Genomic DNA, 17,996 nt, shown 5'->3' with positions numbered 1-17,996 from the left:
GGGATGAGCGTCGGCACGAGCAGCGCACCGGGGGCCCAGGACGCCGGGAGCCCGCCCGCCGCGTCGCGGCCACCCGGTGATCTCGCCGACCTCGGCATCGACCCCGACATGCTGCCCGACGGACTCGTCGTCGCCGACGAGCAGGGCCGGGTCGTCTGCTTCAACGCCGCCGCCGAGCGCATCACCGCCGTCCGCGCCCGGGACGCCCTCGGGCAGCGCCTGGAGAAGGCCCTGCCATTAGAGGACTTGGAGGGGCGACGCTGGTGGCAGCTGACCGACCCGTACGGCGGCCTCGCGATCCGGGTCGGACAGCCCGAGCGCAACCTCCTCCTCCCCGGCGGCCGTGAGGTGCTGGTCTCCGCGCGCTACGTCCGCACCCGGCCCACCGGGCCCGTACGCCGCCTCGTCGTCACCCTGCGCGACACGGAGGCGCGCCGCCGCACCGAGCGCAGCCACGCCGAGCTGATCGCCACCGTCGCCCACGAACTGCGCTCCCCGCTCACCTCCGTCAAGGGCTTCACGGCCACCCTGCTCGCCAAGTGGGAACGCTTCACCGACGACCAGAAGCGGCTGATGCTGGAGACCGTCGACGCCGACGCCGACCGCGTCACCCGGCTCATCGCCGAGCTGCTCGACATCTCCCGCATCGACTCCGGCCGCCTGGAGGTGCGCCGCCAGCCCGTCGACATCGGCGCCGCCGTCGGACGCCACATCCAGGCCTACGTCGCCGCCGGGCAGCCCGCCGACCGGTTCCTGCTGCGGGTCCAGCAGCCGCTGCCCGATCTGTGGGCCGACCCCGACAAGATCGACCAGGTGCTCAGCAACCTCCTGGAAAATGCCGTGCGGCACGGCGAGGGAACTGTCACGATCGACGTCACGGCCACGGCGTCCCCCCGCGAGGGCGAGGACATCGGCACGTCGGTCACGGTGAGCGATGAGGGGCCCGGCATCCCGGAGGAGTCCATGAACCGCGTCTTCACCCGCTTCTGGCGGGGCAGCAAGCGCGGCGGCACGGGCCTCGGGCTCTACATCGTCAAGGGCATCGTCGAGGCCCACGGCGGCACCATCACGGTCGGCCGCGCCCCCGGCGCCGGCGCCGAGTTCCGATTTACGTTGCCCGTGGCGGCCCCGGCGTATCTCGCCTGAGGACCACGGGCGCATTCGTATACCTCCACCCCGTTAGACTCGGCCATTGGCACCTTTGTGTCCCGCAGACGGCCATCGGAGTCGGTGACGGGGACCTTCAGCCAGCCAATCGGAAGCACGGGAAGAGATGTCGGCACCGAATAAGTCGTACGACCCTGTAGAGGTCGAGGCGTTGAAACCGGAAGAGATCGAGCGCATGCGGGACGAGGCGCTCGCCGCCTTCGCCGCCGCGGACTCCCTCGACGCGCTCCACGAGGCCAAGGTCGCCCACACCGGCCCCGCCTCCCCGCTGGCCCTCGCCAACCGCGAGATCGGCGCCCTGCCCCCGCACGCCAAGGCCGACGCCGGCAAGCGCGTCGGGCAGGCCCGCGGCGCCGTGAACAAGGGCCTCGCCGCCCGCCAGGCCGAACTCGAGGCCGAGCGGGACGCGCGCGTGCTGGTCGAGGAGGCGGTGGACGTCACGCTGCCTTACGACCGCGTACCGGCCGGCGCCCGGCACCCGCTCACCACGATGATGGAGCGGGTCGCGGACGTCTTCGTGGCCATGGGCTACGAGATCGCCGAAGGACCGGAGGCCGAGGCGGAGTGGTTCAACTTCGACGCCCTCAACTTCCTGCCCGACCATCCGGCCCGGCAGATGCAGGACACGTTCTTCGTGCAGGGCCCCAAGGGCACAGACGAGTCCGGATCCGGCGTCGTGTTGCGCACGCACACCTCCCCGGTGCAGGCCCGCGCCCTGCTCGACCGCGAGCTGCCGGTCTACATCGTCTGCCCCGGCCGGGTGTTCCGCACCGACGAGCTGGACGCCACGCACACCCCCGTCTTCCACCAGATCGAGCTGCTCGCGATCGACGAGGGCCTGACCATGGCGGACCTCAAGGGCACCCTGGACCACATGGTCCAGTCCCTGTTCGGCGCGGACATGAAGACCCGGCTGCGGCCGAACTACTTCCCCTTCACCGAGCCGAGCGCCGAGATGGACATGCTCTGCTACGTCTGCAAGGGCGAGTCCATCGGCAACCCCGACCGGCCCTGCCGCACCTGCTCGTCCGAGGGCTGGATCGAGCTCGGCGGCTGCGGCATGGTCAACCCCCGGGTGCTCACCGCCTGCGGCGTCGACCCCGAGAAGTACAGCGGATTCGCCTTCGGGTTCGGCATCGAGCGGATGCTGATGTTCCGCCACAACGTCGAGGACATGCGAGACATGGTCGAAGGTGACGTCCGGTTCACCCGGCCGTTCGGGATGGAGATCTGATGCGGGTCCCGCTTTCTTGGCTGCGGGAGTACGTCGACCTGCCGGCGACGGAGACCGGCCGCGACGTCCAGGCCAAGCTCATTTCGGCCGGTCTGGAGGTCGAGACCGTCGAGCGGCTCGGCGCCGACCTCAAGGGCCCCCTGGTCGTGGGCCAGGTGGCGACCGTCGAGGAGCTGACGGAGTTCAAGAAGCCGATCCGCTTCTGCACCGTCGACGTCGGCCAGGCCAACGGCACCGGCGAGCCCCAGGAGATCGTCTGCGGCGCCCGCAACTTCGCCGTCGGGGACAAGGTCGTCGTGGCCCTGCCCGGCGCCGTCCTGCCCGGTGACTTCCAGATCGCCGAGCGCAAGACCTACGGCAAGATGTCCCGCGGCATGATCTGTTCCAGCGACGAGCTGAACATGGGCGACGACGGCACCAAGGGCATCATCGTGCTGCCGCCGGAGACCGAGGTCGGCAAGGACGCGATCGAGCTGCTCGAGCTGGTCGACGAGGTCCTCGACATCGCCGTCACGCCCGACCGCGGCTACTGCCTGTCGATGCGCGGCGTCGCCCGCGAGACCGCCATCGCCTACGGCCTGCCACTGCGCGACCCGGCCCTGATCGACGTGCCCGGCCCGAACGCGTACGGCTACCCGGTGCGGGTCTCCGCCCCCACCGGCTGCGACCGCTTCACCGCCCGCACGGTGACCGGCCTGAGCGCCGAGGCCCGCTCGCCGATCTGGCTCCAGCGCCGGCTCCAGAAGGTCGGCATGCGCCCGATCTCGCTCGCCGTCGACGTCACCAACTACGTGATGATGGAGCTCGGCCAGCCGCTGCACGCCTACGACCGCGGCCTGGTCCAGGGCACGATCGGCGTGCGCCGGGCCGAGCAGGGCGAGAAGCTCACCACCCTCGACGGTGTCGAGCGCACGCTGGACGCCGAGGACCTGGTGATCACCGACGACCGCGGCCCGATCGGGCTCGCCGGTGTCATGGGCGGCGCCAACACGGAGATCGCCGACCACGACGACGTGGAGAACGCCACGGCGGACGTCGTCATCGAGGCCGCGCACTTCGACGCGGTGTCGATCGCGCGCACGGCCCGCCGGCACAAGCTGTCCTCCGAGGCGTCCCGCCGCTTCGAGCGCGGCGTCGACCCGCAGGCCGCCGCTGCCGCCGCCCAGCGCACGGTCGACCTGCTGGTCCTCCTCGCGGGCGGCACCGCCGAGGCCGGCGTCACCGAGGTGATCGCCCCGACCGCGCCGCGCACCATCACCATCCCGGCCGACCACCCGGACAAGGTCGCGGGCGTGGTCTACGGCAGGGAGACCGTCGTGCGGCGGCTCCAGGAGATCGGCTGTGACGTGTACGGGCAGGACGAGCTGATCGTCACCGTGCCGTCCTGGCGGTCCGACCTCACCGATCCGAACGACCTGGCCGAAGAGGTCATCCGTCTGGAGGGCTACGAGAACCTGCCCTCCACGCTGCCCAAGCCGCCCGCCGGCCGCGGCCTGACGAACGGGCAGCGGCTGCACCGCCGCGTCGGCCGGGCCCTGGCCGGTGCCGGGTACGTCGAGGCGTTGAACTACCCGTTCATCGGCGAGCAGGTCTTCGACCAGCTCGGCCTCGACGCGGACGACCCGGCCCGCCGCGTCGTCAAGCTCAGCAACCCCCTGAGCGACGAGGAGCCCGCGCTGCGCACGACGCTGCTGCCGGGTCTGCTCGCCGCCCTGCGGCGCAACGACGGCCGGGGCTCGCACGACCTCGCGCTGTTCGAGTCCGGCCTGGTCTTCCGGCCGCGCGAGGAGCAGCGGATCGCCGCCGTGCTGCCCGTCGACCGCCGCCCGACCGACGAGAAGCTCGCCGAGCTGAACGCGGCGCTGCCCGAGCAGCCTCGGCACGCCGCCGTCGTCCTCGCCGGTGCTCGTGAGCAGGCGGGCTGGTGGGGCAAGGGCCGTCCGGCCGACTGGGCCGACGCGGTCGAGGCGGCGCGTTCCGTCGCCCGTGAGGCGGGCGCCGAGCTGATCATCCGCAAGGGGCAGTACGGGCCGTGGCACCCCGGGCGGTGTGCCGAGCTGGCGATCACCGTGGACGGTGCCGAGCGGGTCGTGGGACATGCGGGGGAGCTGCACCCGCGCGTGGTGAAGGCGCTGGGGCTGCCCGCGCGTACCTGTGCGATGGAGATCGACCTGGATGCGGTGGAGTCCGCTGGTGACGCCACGGTGAAGGCGCCGCGCATCTCCACGTTCCCGGTTGCCACGCAGGATGTCGCCCTGGTCGTCGATGCGGTTGTTCCGGCGTCGGAGGTTGAGGAGGCCCTGCGTGATGGTGCCGGGGAGCTGCTGGAGTCGATCCGGCTGTTCGACGTGTACGAGAACGCCGAGCAGTTGGGGGAGGGGCGGAAGTCGCTCGCGTATGCGTTGCGGTTCCGGGCGGCTGACCGGACGTTGACGGTGGATGAGGCGTCGGCGGCTCGGGATGCGGCGGTGGCCCTTGCGGGTGAACGCGTCGGGGCTGAGCTGCGGAGCTAGCGCCCCTCACTCGTTCGAGTGGTAAAGGAAGGCAAGCCTGCCCTTTCGGGTGTGCTGTCGACAGAATCGGACCGGCCTACTCGGGCCGGTCCGATTCTGTGTGTCAGGGGCCTATTGGGGGGCCATCGGCATGATCCGCATCAGGGGTCGGGTGCGTAGTCTCGGTCTGCCGACGGTGTGGGGCGCCGCGGCCGTCACGTACAAGCTGACCTGTCCGCTCGCCCGGGAGACCGGCCTCGAAGCCCGGATCGTCACCAGCGCCGTGTTCTTCGCGGTCGGTACCGGGCTGATCCTCCATGTACGGCAGACGCTGATGCGCGAGCTGCGGCAGCTGCGCCGCGTCGCGTGCGCCGCGCAGAGCGCGCTGGTCAGGCCGCTGCCCTCGCACATCGACGGGCTGGACGTCGCCGCCGCCCAGATGTCGGCGGAGCGTGGGGCTGCCATCGGAGGTGACCTGTACGAGGTCGTGGCCACCGAGTACGGCGTACGGGCCGTGATGGGTGACGTACGCGGGCACGGAATCGGCGCGTTCGGGACCGTCGCCGCCGTGCTCGGCTCTTTCCGTGAGGCCGCGCACGACGAGAACGACCTCGGCCGGGTGCTGCACCGGCTGGAACGCGCCCTGGCCCGGCATCTGCGCCAGGAGCATCCGGCGGGCGCCGCCGAGGAGTTCGTGACCCTGCTGCTCGTGGAGATCCGAGCCGACGGTGGGATGGCCGCCCTGAACTGCGGGCATCCGTGGCCGTACCGGCTGAGCGACGCCGGCGTCGACCAACTCGCCCCGGCCGATCCGTATCCGCCTCTGGGCCTGTTCCCGCTGCCGACCGAGCTGTCCACCGTAGGTCTGGGGTATCTGGAGCACGGTGACGCGCTGTTCCTCTGCACCGACGGTGCGCAGGACGCGCGGGATGCGCGTGGCCGGTTCTTTCCGTTGCCGAACGCGCTGACGAGCGCAGTACGGGAGGGGGCATGGTCCTCGCAGGCGATCCTGAGCAGGGTGTCCACGGCACTCCTGGACCACACCCGGGGTGCGCCTGCGGACGACATCGCCCTGATGGTCCTCACGAACAGCCGGTCTTCGCCCCTGAGGGGCGCGGTGAACCGCGCGACCCGCCACGACGAACCCGCAGCCGACGACGCACCCCTCACACAACGGCGATGAACCACCCGGCGTGGCCGGCGATGCCGTCCGCCCCGCCACGGAGTGTCGGGCAGGCAGCCGGGCGGACGGCGGAAGCGGGCCGCCGCACTGTACGAGGGGGAGCCGGCGGCCCGGCCGGCCTCTTGCGAGGCATTTCAGTCAACCGGTCCGCGACTCTCCGCGACAGCGCGCACACAGCGCGGATTCGAGCACTCCGTTCACACCCCGTGTGAAGGCAGAGCCATTAATCTGGCCGCACCGAGCCACCGGGGGGCCCACATGCAGCCCAATACTCTGCTCGACGCGATCCTGGACGAGGCCGGGATCTCGCACGCGGGGCTGGCCGCACACGTCAACCAGGCGGGACGGGCGCGTGGTCTGTCCCTGAGGTACGAACACACCGCCGTCGCCCGGTGGTTGAAGGGGCAGCGTCCCCGGGGCCAGGTGCCCGACCTGATCTGCGAGGTGCTCGCGGCCCGGTTGCGGCGGCAGGTGACCCTCGACGACATCGGCCTGGGCGTGCCCGGTGAGTCGTCCGCCGCGCACACCGGCTCGCTGTCCGGGTTCGTCGAGCGGGCCACCGCCCTGTGGCGCTCCGACCAGCAGCAGCGCCCGCACATCCTGGGCGCGCCCGCGCTCACCGGCACGCCCGCCGTGATGCCGGTGTGGGAGTGGGAGAACCCGCCCGAGGACGTGGACGTCTCCCGTGGCGGCAGACACCGGGTCACCCCGGGCGACCTGGAGATGCTGCGGGCCGCCCGCACGCACTACGAGCAGATGTACCGCAAGGCCGGGGGCATCGCGACACGGGCCCGGATCGTCGGCTTCCTCAACGCCGAGGCCGCGCCGCTGCTGCGCGGCAGCTACACCGATGAGACCGGCCGCCAACTCCACCGGGCAACGGGCGGGTTGGTGGCGGTCGCCGGCATCTGCGCCTACGACTCCGACGCGCACGGCCTCGCGCAGCGCTACTTCCACCAGGCCCTGCGGCTCGCCAAGGCCAGCGGCGACCGGGGGCTCGGCGCCTACATCATCGCGCTGCTGGTCAACCAGTCGCTGTTCATGAGGGAGTACCGGCAGGCCGTCGCCTTCGCGGAGGCCGCGCTGCGGGCGGCCGGCAAGCACATCACCCCGGCGCTCGCCTCCGACTTGTACGCGATGCAGGCCAAGGCGTACGCGCATCTCGGCGACGGCACGAGCGCCCTGTCCCGCATCCGGCGGGCCGAGCAGGCCGCCGAGCGCATCCGGCGCGGCTACGAGCCCGACGAGACCGGTTATGTCCAGCCGGGGCTGGTCAACGTCCAGGTGGCGGAGGCGCTGCTGAGTCTCGGGGAGATCGCGGCCGCCGGGGAGCATGCCGCGGCCGCGGTCGACAACCCGGCGCACGACCGCGGCCGGGTGCACCGGCTGGCCATGCTCAGCACGATCGAGCTGCGGCAGGGCAACGCGGACAAGGCCGTGGCCATCGCCGTGCAGATGGCCGAGCAGGCCCGGGGCATGGAGTCCCAGCGGCTGCGGGACCGGCTGTGCGCGGTGCGGGAGCACCTGGTGCGCAGCGGCTGCGCGGGCACGGCCGAGGCCGCGGAACTCATCGACGGGGCGCTGCGCGTACCGTTGTAGAACCTGGCGACGGGCGCCCGCGTCATCCCGAGCGACGTCCTGTGCGCCTGCTGTCAGTACATCCCTGCTGCGATATTGCCACTTACTCGACGGAAGGTGGCAGAACCGTGCAGTGGACGAAACACAACGAACAAGCTGTGTACTCAAACCGGTGGTTCAGCGTCAATCTCGCGGATGTCGAACTGCCGGACGGCCGGCACCTCGACCACTTCCTCATACGGCTGCGGCCCGTTGCCGTGGCCACGGTCGTGAACCAGGCCAACGAGGTGCTGCTGCTCTGGCGGCACCGTTTCATCACCGACAGCTGGGGGTGGGAACTCGCGGCGGGCGTCGTCGAGGACGGCGAGGACCTCGCCCGCGCGGCCGCCAGGGAACTGGAGGAGGAGACCGGCTGGCGGCCGGGACCCCTGCACCACCTCATGAGCGTGGAGCCGTCCAACGGGCTCACCGACGCCCGGCACCACGTGTACTGGGCCGACGAAGGCGAGTACGTCGGGCACCCCGTGGACGACTTCGAGTCGGACCGCCGGGAATGGGTTCCACTCAAGCTCGTTCCCGACATGGTCGCCCGCGGGGAGGTCCCGGCCGCCAACATGGCGGCCGCGTTACTGCTGCTGCACCACCTCAGGCTCGGGCAGGACACACTGCCCTGAGCTAACGTCCCAGTGCCTGCCAGATCGCCACGACGAGGGCACCCACGGCGGTGAGGGCGGCGACCGCGGGCAGCGGCCAGCGCGCGTGTTCGAGGGAGTTGATCCGGGTGTTGAGCTCGTCGAGTTCCTTGGCGGTCTCCTCGGTGCGGTGGCTGAGCAGAGCCAGCCCGCCCTCGACACGGGCGTACGCCACATCCAGGCGGCGTCGTAACTCTGCGAGTTCTCCATGAACGACCGGATGCTCGGGATCGGCGGTCACGAGTCCGCTCCTTTCCGTAGTCGTTGCACATCCCTTGCATGCGCATGAGGAGTCAACTCGCCTGGTGGGCGCCTGGGGAGAGTGTGCGACGGGCATATGCGAGCACGGTGCGCACACGGTGTGTGAATGCCACGGGCCCGGCACCCATTCCGGTGCCGGGCCCGTGGCTTGGCTGAATTCTGACCGTCCGTAATCAGCCTCGGGGGCTCCTGGGCAGAAGGCCGCGCGGTCAGTCGTACGTGTAGAAGCCCGACCCCGTCTTGCGGCCCAGCCGGCCCGCGTCGACCATGCGCTGGAGGAGCGGGGGAGCGGCGTACAGGGGCTCCTTGTACTCCTCGTACATCGACTGGGCCACCGAGGCGACCGTGTCCAGGCCGATGAGGTCGGAGAGCTTCAGCGGGCCCATCGGGTGGGCGCAGCCCATCTCCATGCCGTTGTCGATGTCCTCGCGGCTGGCGATGCCCGTCTCGAACATCCGGATCGCGGAGAGCAGGTACGGGATCAGCAGTGCGTTCACCACGAAGCCGGAGCGGTCCTGGGCGCGGATCGCGTGCTTGCCCAGCAGCTTCTCGGTGAACAGCTGGGCCCGGCTCAGCGTGCCCTCGGACGTGGTGAGGGCCGGGATCAGCTCGACGAGCTTCTGCACCGGGGCCGGGTTGAAGAAGTGGATGCCGATGACCTGGTCGGGCCGCGACGTCGCCACCGCCAGCTTCACCAGCGGGATGGAGGAGGTGTTGGAGGCCAGGATGGCGTCGGGCCGGGTCACGACCTGGTCGAGCACCTGGAAGATCTCGGTCTTGACCTGCTCGTTCTCGACGACGGCCTCGATCACCAGGTCGCGATCGGCGAACTCGCCGAGGTCCGTGGTGAAGCTCAGGCGGGCCTGCGTGGCCTCCAGCTCCTCCTCGGTGATCTTGCCGCGCTCGGCTGCCTTGGCCAGGGAGTTGAACAGCCGGGTCCGGCCGATCTCCAGGGCCTCGCCGGTGGTCTCGGCGACCATGACGTCCAGACCGGACCGGGCGCACACCTCGGCGATCCCCGCGCCCATCTGACCGCAGCCCACGACTCCGACGCGTGCAATGTCTCCCGCTGGGATGTCCGTCACATCGTCCCTTTCGCTGCTGATCCACTTCTGGGCAGGTGCTCCGGGCTCCGGTGCCTGCTCCGTTCGTGCACGTTACTCCCAAGTATCGATGATCGATCGCGGGGGTCGGGTCCGTCTCGGGCATGCTGGGCGCGGAGCGATCCGCGACCGGGCGGATCCGCGGCTTTTTGGGGCATGCGGATGGGACGAGTGTCACGCAGGGCGTTCGCGGTGGCGGCGCTGTCGGCTTTCACGATGGTGCCTCCGGCGTCGGCCGCGCCCAAGCGGGACGGCCGGGGTGACGACAGGGCGGCCTCCGAGATGCGGGGCGTGTGGCTGGCCACCGTGGCGGGCCGCGACTGGCCGTCGAAGCCGGGGCTGACCGCCGCGCAGCAGCGGTCCGAGCTGCTCACCCACCTCGACCGGGCGGTGAGCAACCGGCTCAACACCGTGATCTTCCAGGTCCGGCCCGCGGCGGACGCCCTGTGGCCCTCGCCGTACGAGCCGTGGTCGCAGTACCTCACCGGTACCCAGGGCAAGGACCCCGGCTGGGACCCGCTGGGCACGGCCGTGGCGGAGGCCCACGCCCGCGGCCTGAAGCTGCACGCCTGGTTCAACCCGTACCGGGTCGCCACCCACGCCGACCCGACCCGGCTGGCAGCCGACCATCCTGCCCGCAGGAATCCGGACTGGACGGTGACGTACGGCGGGAAGCTCTACTACAACCCCGGGCTGCCCGAGGTCCGGGGCTTCGTGCAGGACGCGATGCTCGACGCGGTGGAGCAGTACCCCGTGGACGGCGTCCACTTCGACGACTACTTCTACCCGTACCCGGTGGCGGGCCAGACCTTCGACGACGACACGGCCTACGACGAGTACGGCGCCGGCTTCCCGGACCGGGCCGCGTGGCGGCGGGACAACATCGACAAGCTGGTCCGGGAGACGGCGGACCGCATCAAGCGGGTCCGGCCCGGCACCCCCTTCGGCATCAGCCCCTTCGGCGTGTGGCGCAACGCCGCCACCGACCCGCTCGGCTCGGACACCCGGGCGGGCGTGCAGACCTACGACGACCTGCACGCGGACACCCGAAAGTGGGTGCGCGAGAGCTGGATCGACTACATCGTCCCGCAGCTGTACTGGAACATCGGCTTCGCCGCCGCCGACTACGCGAAGCTGGTGCCCTGGTGGGCGGAGGTCGCGCGCGGCACCTCGACGCAGCTCTACGTGGGGGAGGCGCTGTACAAGGCCGGTGACCCGGCGCAGCCCGCGGCCTGGCAGGACCCGGCCGAGCTGTCCCGGCACCTGACGCGGGCCAGGGATCACGCGCAGGTGCGCGGGCACGTCTTCTTCGCCGCCAAGGACATGGCGACCGATCGGATCGGGGCGATGGCGAGAGTGGTCGCCGATCACTACGGGCAGCCGGCGCCGCCGCCGCGCTGAATCACGGCCCGGTGGTGGTCTCCCGGTGCCGGATCTCGGTGTCGGGTCCCGGCGAGCACACGCCCTCGTGCCCGTCCTCGAACCGGACGCGGTACGGGGGATTGCCCTCCTGGCCCAGGACTTCGACGATCTCGCCGACCTTGTCGTGCTGACCGACCACCCTGCCGTGCTGGACAAGCTGGTCGCCCACGGTTGCGCGCATCTGGGGCCTCCTCACGATGTGTGGAGCAGCGGTCCGTGGCCTTTCGAGTCTACGGCCGGGGGCGCCGCTCGGCAGTGGCCGGGCGTGCCCCGCTCAGCCGCGCGCCCGTTGTGTGACGGCGATGCAGACCAGCACCGCCGCGGCCGTCAGCGGGGCGGCCACCGTCAGGTGCTCGCCCAGCAGCAGCACCGACCACACCAGTGTGAGCAGGGGCTGGGCGAGCTGCAACTGGCTGGCCTTCGGGATGCCGATGGCCGCCATGCCGCGGTACCAGACGACGAGTCCGAGGAACTGCGAGCCCGCCGCGACCCACAGCAGCCCGGCGACGCTGTGCGCGGTCAGCCGCACGGGTTCCTGAACCAACGCGAACGCGGCGACGGGCACGGTCAGCGGCAGGCACAGCACCAGCGCCCAGCCGATGACGTGCCAGCCCGGCATGACCCGGGCCAGCCGGCCGCCCTCGGTGTAGCCGGCCGCGCACACCAGCAGCGCCGCGAAGAGGTACAGGTCGGCCGTGCTCAGGGCGCCGCCGCTCTGCTGCACGGTGAAGGCCAGCACCGCCGCCGCGCCGGCGAGGGCCGCCGTCCAGAAGGTGCGCGAGGGCCGGGTGCCGACGCGCAGGGCGGAGAAGAGCGCGGTGGTCAGGGGGAGCAGTCCGACCACGACGGCGGCGTGCGCGGTGGTCGAGGTCTCCAGCGCGAGCGTGGTGAGCAGCGGGAAGCCGAGGACGACACCGGCCGCGACGACCGCGAGGCCGAACCAGTGGTGGCGGGCGGGCAGCGGCACCCGCAGGGCCAGCAGCGCACCGCCCGCGATCACTGCGGCGAGGACGCTGCGGACGGCGAACAGCGACCAGGGCCCGAAGCCCTCCAGACCCCACGCGGTGGCGGGGAAGGTGAGGGAGAAGGCGATGACGCCCAGGGCGGCCTGGAGGGTGCCGAGGCCGGGGCGGTCCGGGCCCGTCGTGGCGACTGCTATCGTGGGCGCGGCAGTAGCGCTACTCTCTGCTCTCATGCATGAGCGTAGCAGCGTCGGTGAACTGGTGGAACAGCTGCGGCGGGAGCTCGACCGCTACTCACCGGGTGGAAAGCTGCCGTCGAGTCGGGCCCTGGTCGAGCGGTTCCGGGTGAGTCCCGTGACCGTGTCGCGGGCGCTGGCGCAGCTCGCCGCCGAGGGGCTGGTGGTGACCCGGCCCGGCGCGGGCGCGTTCCGCGCGCAGGCCCGCACGGCACCGGCCCCCGCCGGGGACACCTCCTGGCAGGAGGTCGCGCTCAGCGCGGACGGTGCCGCCGACCTCGTACCGCGCTCGGTGGACGCCTCCGGGGTGCTGATCTCGCTGGCCGCCCCGCCGCCCGGCGTGATCGAGTTCAACGGCGGCTATCTGCACCCGTCGTTGCAGCCGGAGCGCGCGATGGCCGCCGCCCTGTCGCGCGCCGGGCGCCGGCCCGGTGCCTGGGGACGCCCGCCCATGGAGGGGTTGCCGGAGCTGCGCGAGTGGTTCGCGCGGGGCATCGGCGGGTCCTTCACGGCCGCCGAGGTGCTGATCACCGCGGGCGGGCAGTCCGCGCTCACCACGGCCCTGCGCGCCCTCGCCCCGTCCGGCGCCCCCGTCCTCGTCGAGTCGCCGACCTATCCCGGCATGCTCGCCATCGCCCGTGCCGCGGGCCTGCGCCCGGTGCCCGTCCCGGTGGACGCGGACGGGGTGAAACCGGCGCTGCTCGCCGACGCGTTCCGGGCCACCGGCGCTCCGGCCTTCGTCTGCCAGCCGCTCTTCCAGAACCCCACCGGTGCCGTGCTCGCGCCCGAGCGGCGCAGCGAGGTGCTGCGCATCGCCCGCGCGGCGGGCGCGTTCGTCGTCGAGGACGACTTCGTGCGGCGGCTCGTGCACGAGGACGCCGGGCCGCTGCCGCGCCCGCTGGCCGCCGATGACCCCGACGGTGTCGTCGTCCACGTCTGCTCGCTCACCAAGGCGACCTCCCCGAGCTTCCGGGTGAGCGCCCTGGCCGCGCGTGGCCCGGTCCTGGAGCGGCTGCGCGCGATCCAGGTCGTCGACACCTTCTTCGTGCCCCGGCCCCTTCAGGAGGCGGCACTCGAACTCGTCGGGTCGCCCGCCTGGCCGCGCCATCTGCGAGCCGTCTCCGCCGAGTTGAGGGCGCGCCGGGACGCGATGACCGCCGCGCTCGCGCTGCACCTGCCGGAACTCGCCCTGCCGCACGTGCCGTCCGGCGGCTACCACCTGTGGCCGCGGCTGCCCGACGGGACGGACGAGCCGGCTCTCGCGGCGGCCGCCCTGCGCGCGGGCGTCGCCATCACCCCCGGCCGTCCCTACTTCAGCGCCGAGCCGCCCGCCGCCCACGTGCGGCTGAGCTTCGCGGCGGTCGCGGGGACCGGGGAGATCGCGGAGGGGGTACGGCGGCTGCGCGTGGCCTGCGACGAGGTGCTGCCATAACGGCTCGACGCACCTCCGGCCCGCCTGAGAGCATCCCGTCATGACCGACGTGCCGAGCCTGCCCGAGGGCTACGAGATCTCCACCGACCCCGCCCGCGTCGACGCCGCGCGGGTCCACCACTGGCTGTCCACCGACGCGTACTGGGCGCTGGGCCGCCCACGCGAGAAGCAGGACCGGGCGATCGAGGGCTCCCTCAACTTCGGCGTGTACGAGACGGTGTCGGGCGAGCAGGTGGCGTATGCCCGGGTGATCACCGACCGGGCGACCTTCGGGTGGCTGTGCGACGTGTACGTCGACCCGTCGGTGCGCGGCAAGGGGGTCGGCAGCGTGCTCGTCGCGGCCGTACGGGACGAGCTGCGGGAGTGCGGGGTGCGGCGCGTGCTGCTCGCCACGCACGACGCGCACGGTGTCTACGCGAAGCACGGGTTCGCGGCACTGGAACGGCCCGAGGAATGGATGGCGCTCGTCTTCGGCCCGTGAGGGCCGGTGCACCCTGGGTAACTCCCTGATAACGCCTCTTGACCTGCGCACTTGCGGCACTCACGATCGCCGCATGCCACTTCGGGTCACGTTCGTCGCCGCCGCGCGCAGCTCCCCGCTGCTCGCCGAGCGCTTCGAGGACGACCGACCGCTGGACCAGGCCGGCTGGAGCGAGGTGGAGCGCGTCGCCCACGAGCTGCTGCCGCTGGCCGCGGGCCGAGCTGCGCTACTGCTCACCGACTCCGCGCAGCCGTGCGACGGGGGAGGGGCTCGGGTACGCTCCGCTCGTGCAACTCGGCCTGCGGGACTGCGACATGGGCCGGTGGCGCGGGCTGACCCTGGGCGAGGCGATGGCCCGGGAGCCGGAGGCGGTGGACGCCTGGCTCGCCGACCCGAGCGCCACGCCGCACGGTGGTGAGTCGCTGGTGGACTTCATCAGCCGCGTCGGCGGCTGGCTCGACACTCGGCCCGTCGAGGACGGCTGCCGGGTGGTGGCGGTCGCCGAGCCGTCCGTGATCCGAGCCGCCCTGGTGTACGCCCTGAAGGCACCGCCCTCGACGTACTGGAACATCGACGTCCGCCCGCTGTCGACGACCGCCGTGACGGGCCGCGCGGGGCGCTGGAACCTGCGCTTCGACGGGGTGTCGGCTCAAGCCTCGCGTGCGTAGTCCGTGCGGAGCACCAGGTCCTTTGCCGGGCCGCGTACGTGCCACACCGTTCGCCAGTGGTCCGGGTCGCGGACGGTGAACTCGCCGCGGTAGAGGTCCGCCGCGCAGGGGTGGTCGGCGATGTGCCGTCCGGACGTGAGGTCCAGGTCGTGGAACGGCCGCCCGTCCGCGAACCGCACGTGCGCCGTGCCGCCCGGGCCCGGCAGGAACCGCAGCGTCCGCCCGGCGGGCCGGGCGACGCCCTGCCAGACGAAGGTTCCGGACTCCTGGTGCAGCAGCCCGCCGTCCTCCTTAGCGGCGAAGACGGTAGTTCCCGAGAACTCCCCCTGCTCGCCGTTCGCGAGATCCCGCACCGCCCTGGCCACCCGCCATCGCCCGGCCAGGTAAGCCAGTACGTCCGGCACCGGCCAGAACTCGCCCATCTCGTACCGCTCTCCGTCCCAATCGTTGCTGCGCGACCCATTGACGCGCATCGGTCCCCTCCCTATCTTGCCGTTCGAAGTGCTGATCAACGTCTGATATTTCGAACACTCCTCTACCAGAGAGCCGCGGAGTATCCATGCCACGCACCGCCCGCACCCGATGGAGAATCGGTCTCACGACCACCGCCCTCCTGACGGCAGCAGCCCTCGTACCGGCCCCCGCGCACGCCGAGGACGTCACCGACTACGCGATCACCGTCGACCCGTCCGCCCAGGGTGCGGCGATCGACGACACGATGTACGGCGTCTTCTTCGAGGACATCAACCGGGCCGCCGACGGCGGTCTGTACGCCGAGCTCGTGCAGAACCGCTCCTTCGAGTACTCCACCGCGGACAACGGCTCCTACACGCCCCTGACCTCGTGGACGGTCGGCGGCACGGCCGAGGTCGTGAACGACTCGGGCCGCCTCAACGAGCGCAACCGCAACTACCTGTCCCTGGGCGCCGGTTCCTCCGTGACGAACGCCGGCTACAACACCGGCATCCGGGTCGAGCAGGGCAAGAAGTACGACTTCTCCGTGTGGGCCCGCGCCGAGAGCGGCAGCACGCTGACCGTCTCCCTCAAGGACACGGCAGGCACGCTGGCGACCGCTCGGCAGGTGGCCGTCAAGGGCGGCTGGGCCAAGTACAAGGCCACCTTCACCGCGACCCGCACCAGCAACCGCGGCCGCCTCGCCGTGGCCTCGACGAACGCCGCCGCGCTCGACGAGATATCGCTCTTCCCGCGCGACACCTACAAGAACCAGCCGAACGGCCTGCGCAAGGACCTCGCCGAGAAGATCGCCGCCCTGAAGCCGGGCTTCGTGCGCTTCCCCGGCGGCTGCCTGGTCAACACCGGCTCCATGGAGGACTACAGCGAGGCCTCGAACTGGCAGCGCAAGCGCAGCTACCAGTGGAAGGACACCATCGGCCCCGTAGAGCAGCGCGCCACCAACGCCAACTTCTGGGGCTACAACCAGAGCTACGGCCTCGGCTACTACGAGTACTTCCGCTTCTCCGAGGACATCGGCGCCATGCCGCTGCCCGTCGTCCCGGCCCTGGTGACCGGCTGCGGCCAGAACAAGGCCACCGAGGACGACGCGCTGCTCAAGCGGCACATCCAGGACACCCTCGACCTCATCGAGTTCGCCAACGGCCCGGCGACCTCCAAGTGGGGCAAGGTCCGCGCGCAGATGGGCCACCCCAAGCCCTTCCACCTGACCCACATCGGGGTCGGCAACGAGGAGAACCTCCCGAAGGAGTTCTTCGCCCGCTTCCAGCAGTTCCGGGCCGCCATCGAGGCCAAGTACCCGGACATCACCGTCATCTCCAACTCTGGCCCGGACGACGCCGGCACGACCTTCGACACGGCCTGGCAGCTCAACCGCGAGGGCAACGTCGACATGGTCGACGAGCACTACTACAACAGCCCGAACTGGTTCCTCCAGAACAACGACCGCTACGACTCCTACGACCGCCAGGGCCCCAAGGTCTTCCTCGGCGAGTACGCCTCCCAGGGCAACGCCTGGAAGAACGGCCTCGCCGAGGCCGCCTTCATGACCGGCCTGGAGCGCAACGCGGACATCGTCAAGCTGGCCTCCTACGCCCCGCTGCTCGCCAACGAGGACTACGTCCAGTGGCGGCCGGACATGATCTGGTTCAACAACCGGGCCTCCTGGAACTCGGCCAACTACGAGGTCCAGAAGCTGTTCATGACCAACGTCGGCGACCGCGTCGTCCCGTCGAAGGCCACCACCACGCCGAACGTCAGCGGCCCGATCACGGGTGCCGTCGGCCTGTCCACGTGGGCGACCAGCGCCGCGTACGACGACGTGAAGGTCACCGCGGCCGACGGCTCGACCCTGCTCAGCGACGACTTCTCCGCTGACGCCTCGAAGTGGACCACCAGCGGCCGGGGCAGCTGGAGCATCCAGGACGGGCAGTACGTCCAGACCGACACCGCCGCCGAGAACACCATGGTCACGGCGGGCGACCCGGCCTGGAAGGACTACGACCTGCATGTGAAGGCCACCAAGAAGTCCGGCAACGAGGGCTTCCTCGTCGCCTTCGGCGTCAAGGACACCGGCAACTTCTACTGGTGGAACCTGGGCGGCTGGAACAACACCCAGTCCGCGATCGAGCAGGCCGTCGACGGCGGCAAGGGCACGCTGATGACGAAGGCCGGGTCGATCGAGACGGGCCGCGCCTACGACATCGACATCAAGATCCGCGGCCGTCAGGTCACCCTGTTCCTGGACGGCAAGGAGTGGGGCAGCTTCAAGGACGACAAGCCGGCCGAGCCGTTCCGCCAGGTCGTCACCAAGGACGCCAAGACCGGTGACCTGATCGTCAAGGTCGTCAACGCCCAGTCCGCCGAGGCCCGCACGGCCGTCGACCTGGGTGGCGCCAAGGTCGCCTCCACCGCCCGCGTGACCACGCTGGCCGCCGACCAGGACGCCGTCAACACGGAGACGGACACGCCGGTGACGCCGGTGACCTCCACCTTCCGTGGCGTGGCCGGGAAGTTCACCTACACCTTCCCGGCGAACTCCGTCACCTTCCTGCGGATCAAGCAGAGGTAACCGCCGGGACCGGGTCCGCGGGCTGCCGTCCAAGGGGCGGCA

General features: G+C 71.4%; 15 protein-coding genes and 1 pseudogene. 11 read left to right on the top strand and 5 right to left on the bottom strand.

The window, feature by feature from the left end; genetic code table 11:
• Positions 1 to 3 precede the first annotated feature (3 nt).
• The 6 genes from V8690_RS07545 (at position 4) to V8690_RS07520 (ending at position 8,328) form a co-directional block, all read left to right on the top strand.
• On the top strand, positions 4 to 1,146 hold the full coding sequence (locus V8690_RS07545; RefSeq protein WP_338776709.1) for an ATP-binding protein: 1,143 nt from the start codon (positions 4 to 6) through the stop codon (positions 1,144 to 1,146).
• A gap of 127 nt (positions 1,147 to 1,273) precedes the next feature.
• Entirely contained in the window at positions 1,274 to 2,401 is a 1,128-nt protein-coding gene (gene pheS, locus V8690_RS07540) for a phenylalanine--tRNA ligase subunit alpha (RefSeq protein ID WP_338776706.1), read from the top strand.
• Positions 2,401 to 4,914 (top strand): phenylalanine--tRNA ligase subunit beta, encoded by a 2,514-nt coding sequence (gene pheT, locus V8690_RS07535; RefSeq protein WP_338776703.1) that lies wholly within the window; start codon positions 2,401 to 2,403, stop codon positions 4,912 to 4,914. Before pheS ends, pheT begins: the two co-directional genes overlap by 1 nt.
• A gap of 151 nt (positions 4,915 to 5,065) precedes the next feature.
• Positions 5,066 to 6,076 carry a PP2C family protein-serine/threonine phosphatase gene (locus V8690_RS07530; RefSeq protein WP_338776702.1) on the top strand — a complete coding sequence of 337 codons (1,011 nt, stop codon included), beginning with the start codon at positions 5,066 to 5,068 and terminating at the stop codon, positions 6,074 to 6,076.
• Between the two features lie 258 nt (positions 6,077 to 6,334).
• The gene (locus V8690_RS07525) at positions 6,335 to 7,675 is read left to right on the top strand and encodes a transcriptional regulator (RefSeq protein ID WP_338776701.1); all 1,341 of its coding nucleotides are present in this window, start codon (positions 6,335 to 6,337) and stop codon (positions 7,673 to 7,675) included.
• Positions 7,676 to 7,782: 107 nt separating this feature from the next.
• A complete protein-coding gene (locus V8690_RS07520; RefSeq protein ID WP_338776699.1) occupies positions 7,783 to 8,328 on the top strand; it encodes an NUDIX hydrolase in 546 nt (181 codons plus the stop codon).
• Position 8,329: 1 nt separating this feature from the next.
• On the opposite strand, the gene V8690_RS07515 is transcribed toward V8690_RS07520, so the two are convergent.
• Together V8690_RS07515 and V8690_RS07510 are read right to left on the bottom strand one after the other, a co-directional pair.
• Entirely contained in the window at positions 8,330 to 8,587 is a 258-nt protein-coding gene (locus V8690_RS07515; protein WP_338776696.1) for a hypothetical protein, read from the bottom strand.
• 229 nt (positions 8,588 to 8,816) lie between these two features.
• Complete coding sequence (locus tag V8690_RS07510; RefSeq protein WP_338776694.1) at positions 8,817 to 9,692, bottom strand: 3-hydroxybutyryl-CoA dehydrogenase; 876 nt, start codon at positions 9,690 to 9,692, stop codon at positions 8,817 to 8,819.
• A 180-nt stretch (positions 9,693 to 9,872) separates the two neighbouring features.
• Here V8690_RS07510 and V8690_RS07505 point away from each other — a divergent pair, with 180 nt between their 5' ends.
• On the top strand, positions 9,873 to 11,111 hold the full coding sequence (locus V8690_RS07505; RefSeq protein ID WP_338776692.1) for a family 10 glycosylhydrolase: 1,239 nt from the start codon (positions 9,873 to 9,875) through the stop codon (positions 11,109 to 11,111).
• Between the two features lies 1 nt (position 11,112).
• Here the strand turns inward: V8690_RS07505 and V8690_RS07500 are convergent, their stop codons facing one another.
• Complete coding sequence (locus tag V8690_RS07500) at positions 11,113 to 11,313, bottom strand: DUF1918 domain-containing protein (protein WP_010045242.1); 201 nt, start codon at positions 11,311 to 11,313, stop codon at positions 11,113 to 11,115.
• Between the two features lie 93 nt (positions 11,314 to 11,406).
• The gene (locus V8690_RS07495; protein ID WP_338776685.1) at positions 11,407 to 12,327 is read right to left on the bottom strand and encodes a DMT family transporter; all 921 of its coding nucleotides are present in this window, start codon (positions 12,325 to 12,327) and stop codon (positions 11,407 to 11,409) included.
• On the opposite strand from V8690_RS07495, the gene V8690_RS07490 reads away from it, so the two are divergent.
• The 3 genes and pseudogenes from V8690_RS07490 (at position 12,326) to V8690_RS07480 (ending at position 14,911) form a co-directional block, all read left to right on the top strand.
• Positions 12,326 to 13,762, top strand: coding sequence for a PLP-dependent aminotransferase family protein (locus V8690_RS07490; RefSeq protein WP_338776684.1), 1,437 nt, complete (start codon positions 12,326 to 12,328; stop codon positions 13,760 to 13,762). The genes V8690_RS07495 and V8690_RS07490 overlap by 2 nt on opposite strands.
• 40 nt (positions 13,763 to 13,802) lie before the next feature.
• Positions 13,803 to 14,243 carry a GNAT family N-acetyltransferase gene (locus tag V8690_RS07485; protein WP_338776682.1) on the top strand — a complete coding sequence of 147 codons (441 nt, stop codon included), beginning with the start codon at positions 13,803 to 13,805 and terminating at the stop codon, positions 14,241 to 14,243.
• A 73-nt stretch (positions 14,244 to 14,316) separates the two neighbouring features.
• Positions 14,317 to 14,911 (top strand): annotated as a pseudogene (locus V8690_RS07480) (histidine phosphatase family protein).
• Here V8690_RS07480 and V8690_RS07475 read toward each other — a convergent pair.
• Complete coding sequence (locus V8690_RS07475) at positions 14,893 to 15,333, bottom strand: DUF6314 family protein (protein ID WP_338785273.1); 441 nt, start codon at positions 15,331 to 15,333, stop codon at positions 14,893 to 14,895. The pseudogene V8690_RS07480 and the gene V8690_RS07475 sit on opposite strands and share 19 nt — an antisense overlap.
• Positions 15,334 to 15,470: 137 nt before the next feature.
• Between V8690_RS07475 and V8690_RS07470 the strand changes: the two genes are divergently transcribed.
• Positions 15,471 to 17,954, top strand: coding sequence for an alpha-L-arabinofuranosidase C-terminal domain-containing protein (locus tag V8690_RS07470; RefSeq protein ID WP_338776681.1), 2,484 nt, complete (start codon positions 15,471 to 15,473; stop codon positions 17,952 to 17,954).
• The last annotated feature ends 42 nt before the right edge of the window (positions 17,955 to 17,996 follow it).

It is taken from the genome of Streptomyces sp. DG1A-41, assembly GCF_037055355.1.
Lineage (GTDB): Bacteria > Actinomycetota > Actinomycetes > Streptomycetales > Streptomycetaceae > Streptomyces.
Note: the sequence above shows the minus strand (reverse complement) of the source record. Positions and strands in the feature narration are given on the sequence as shown.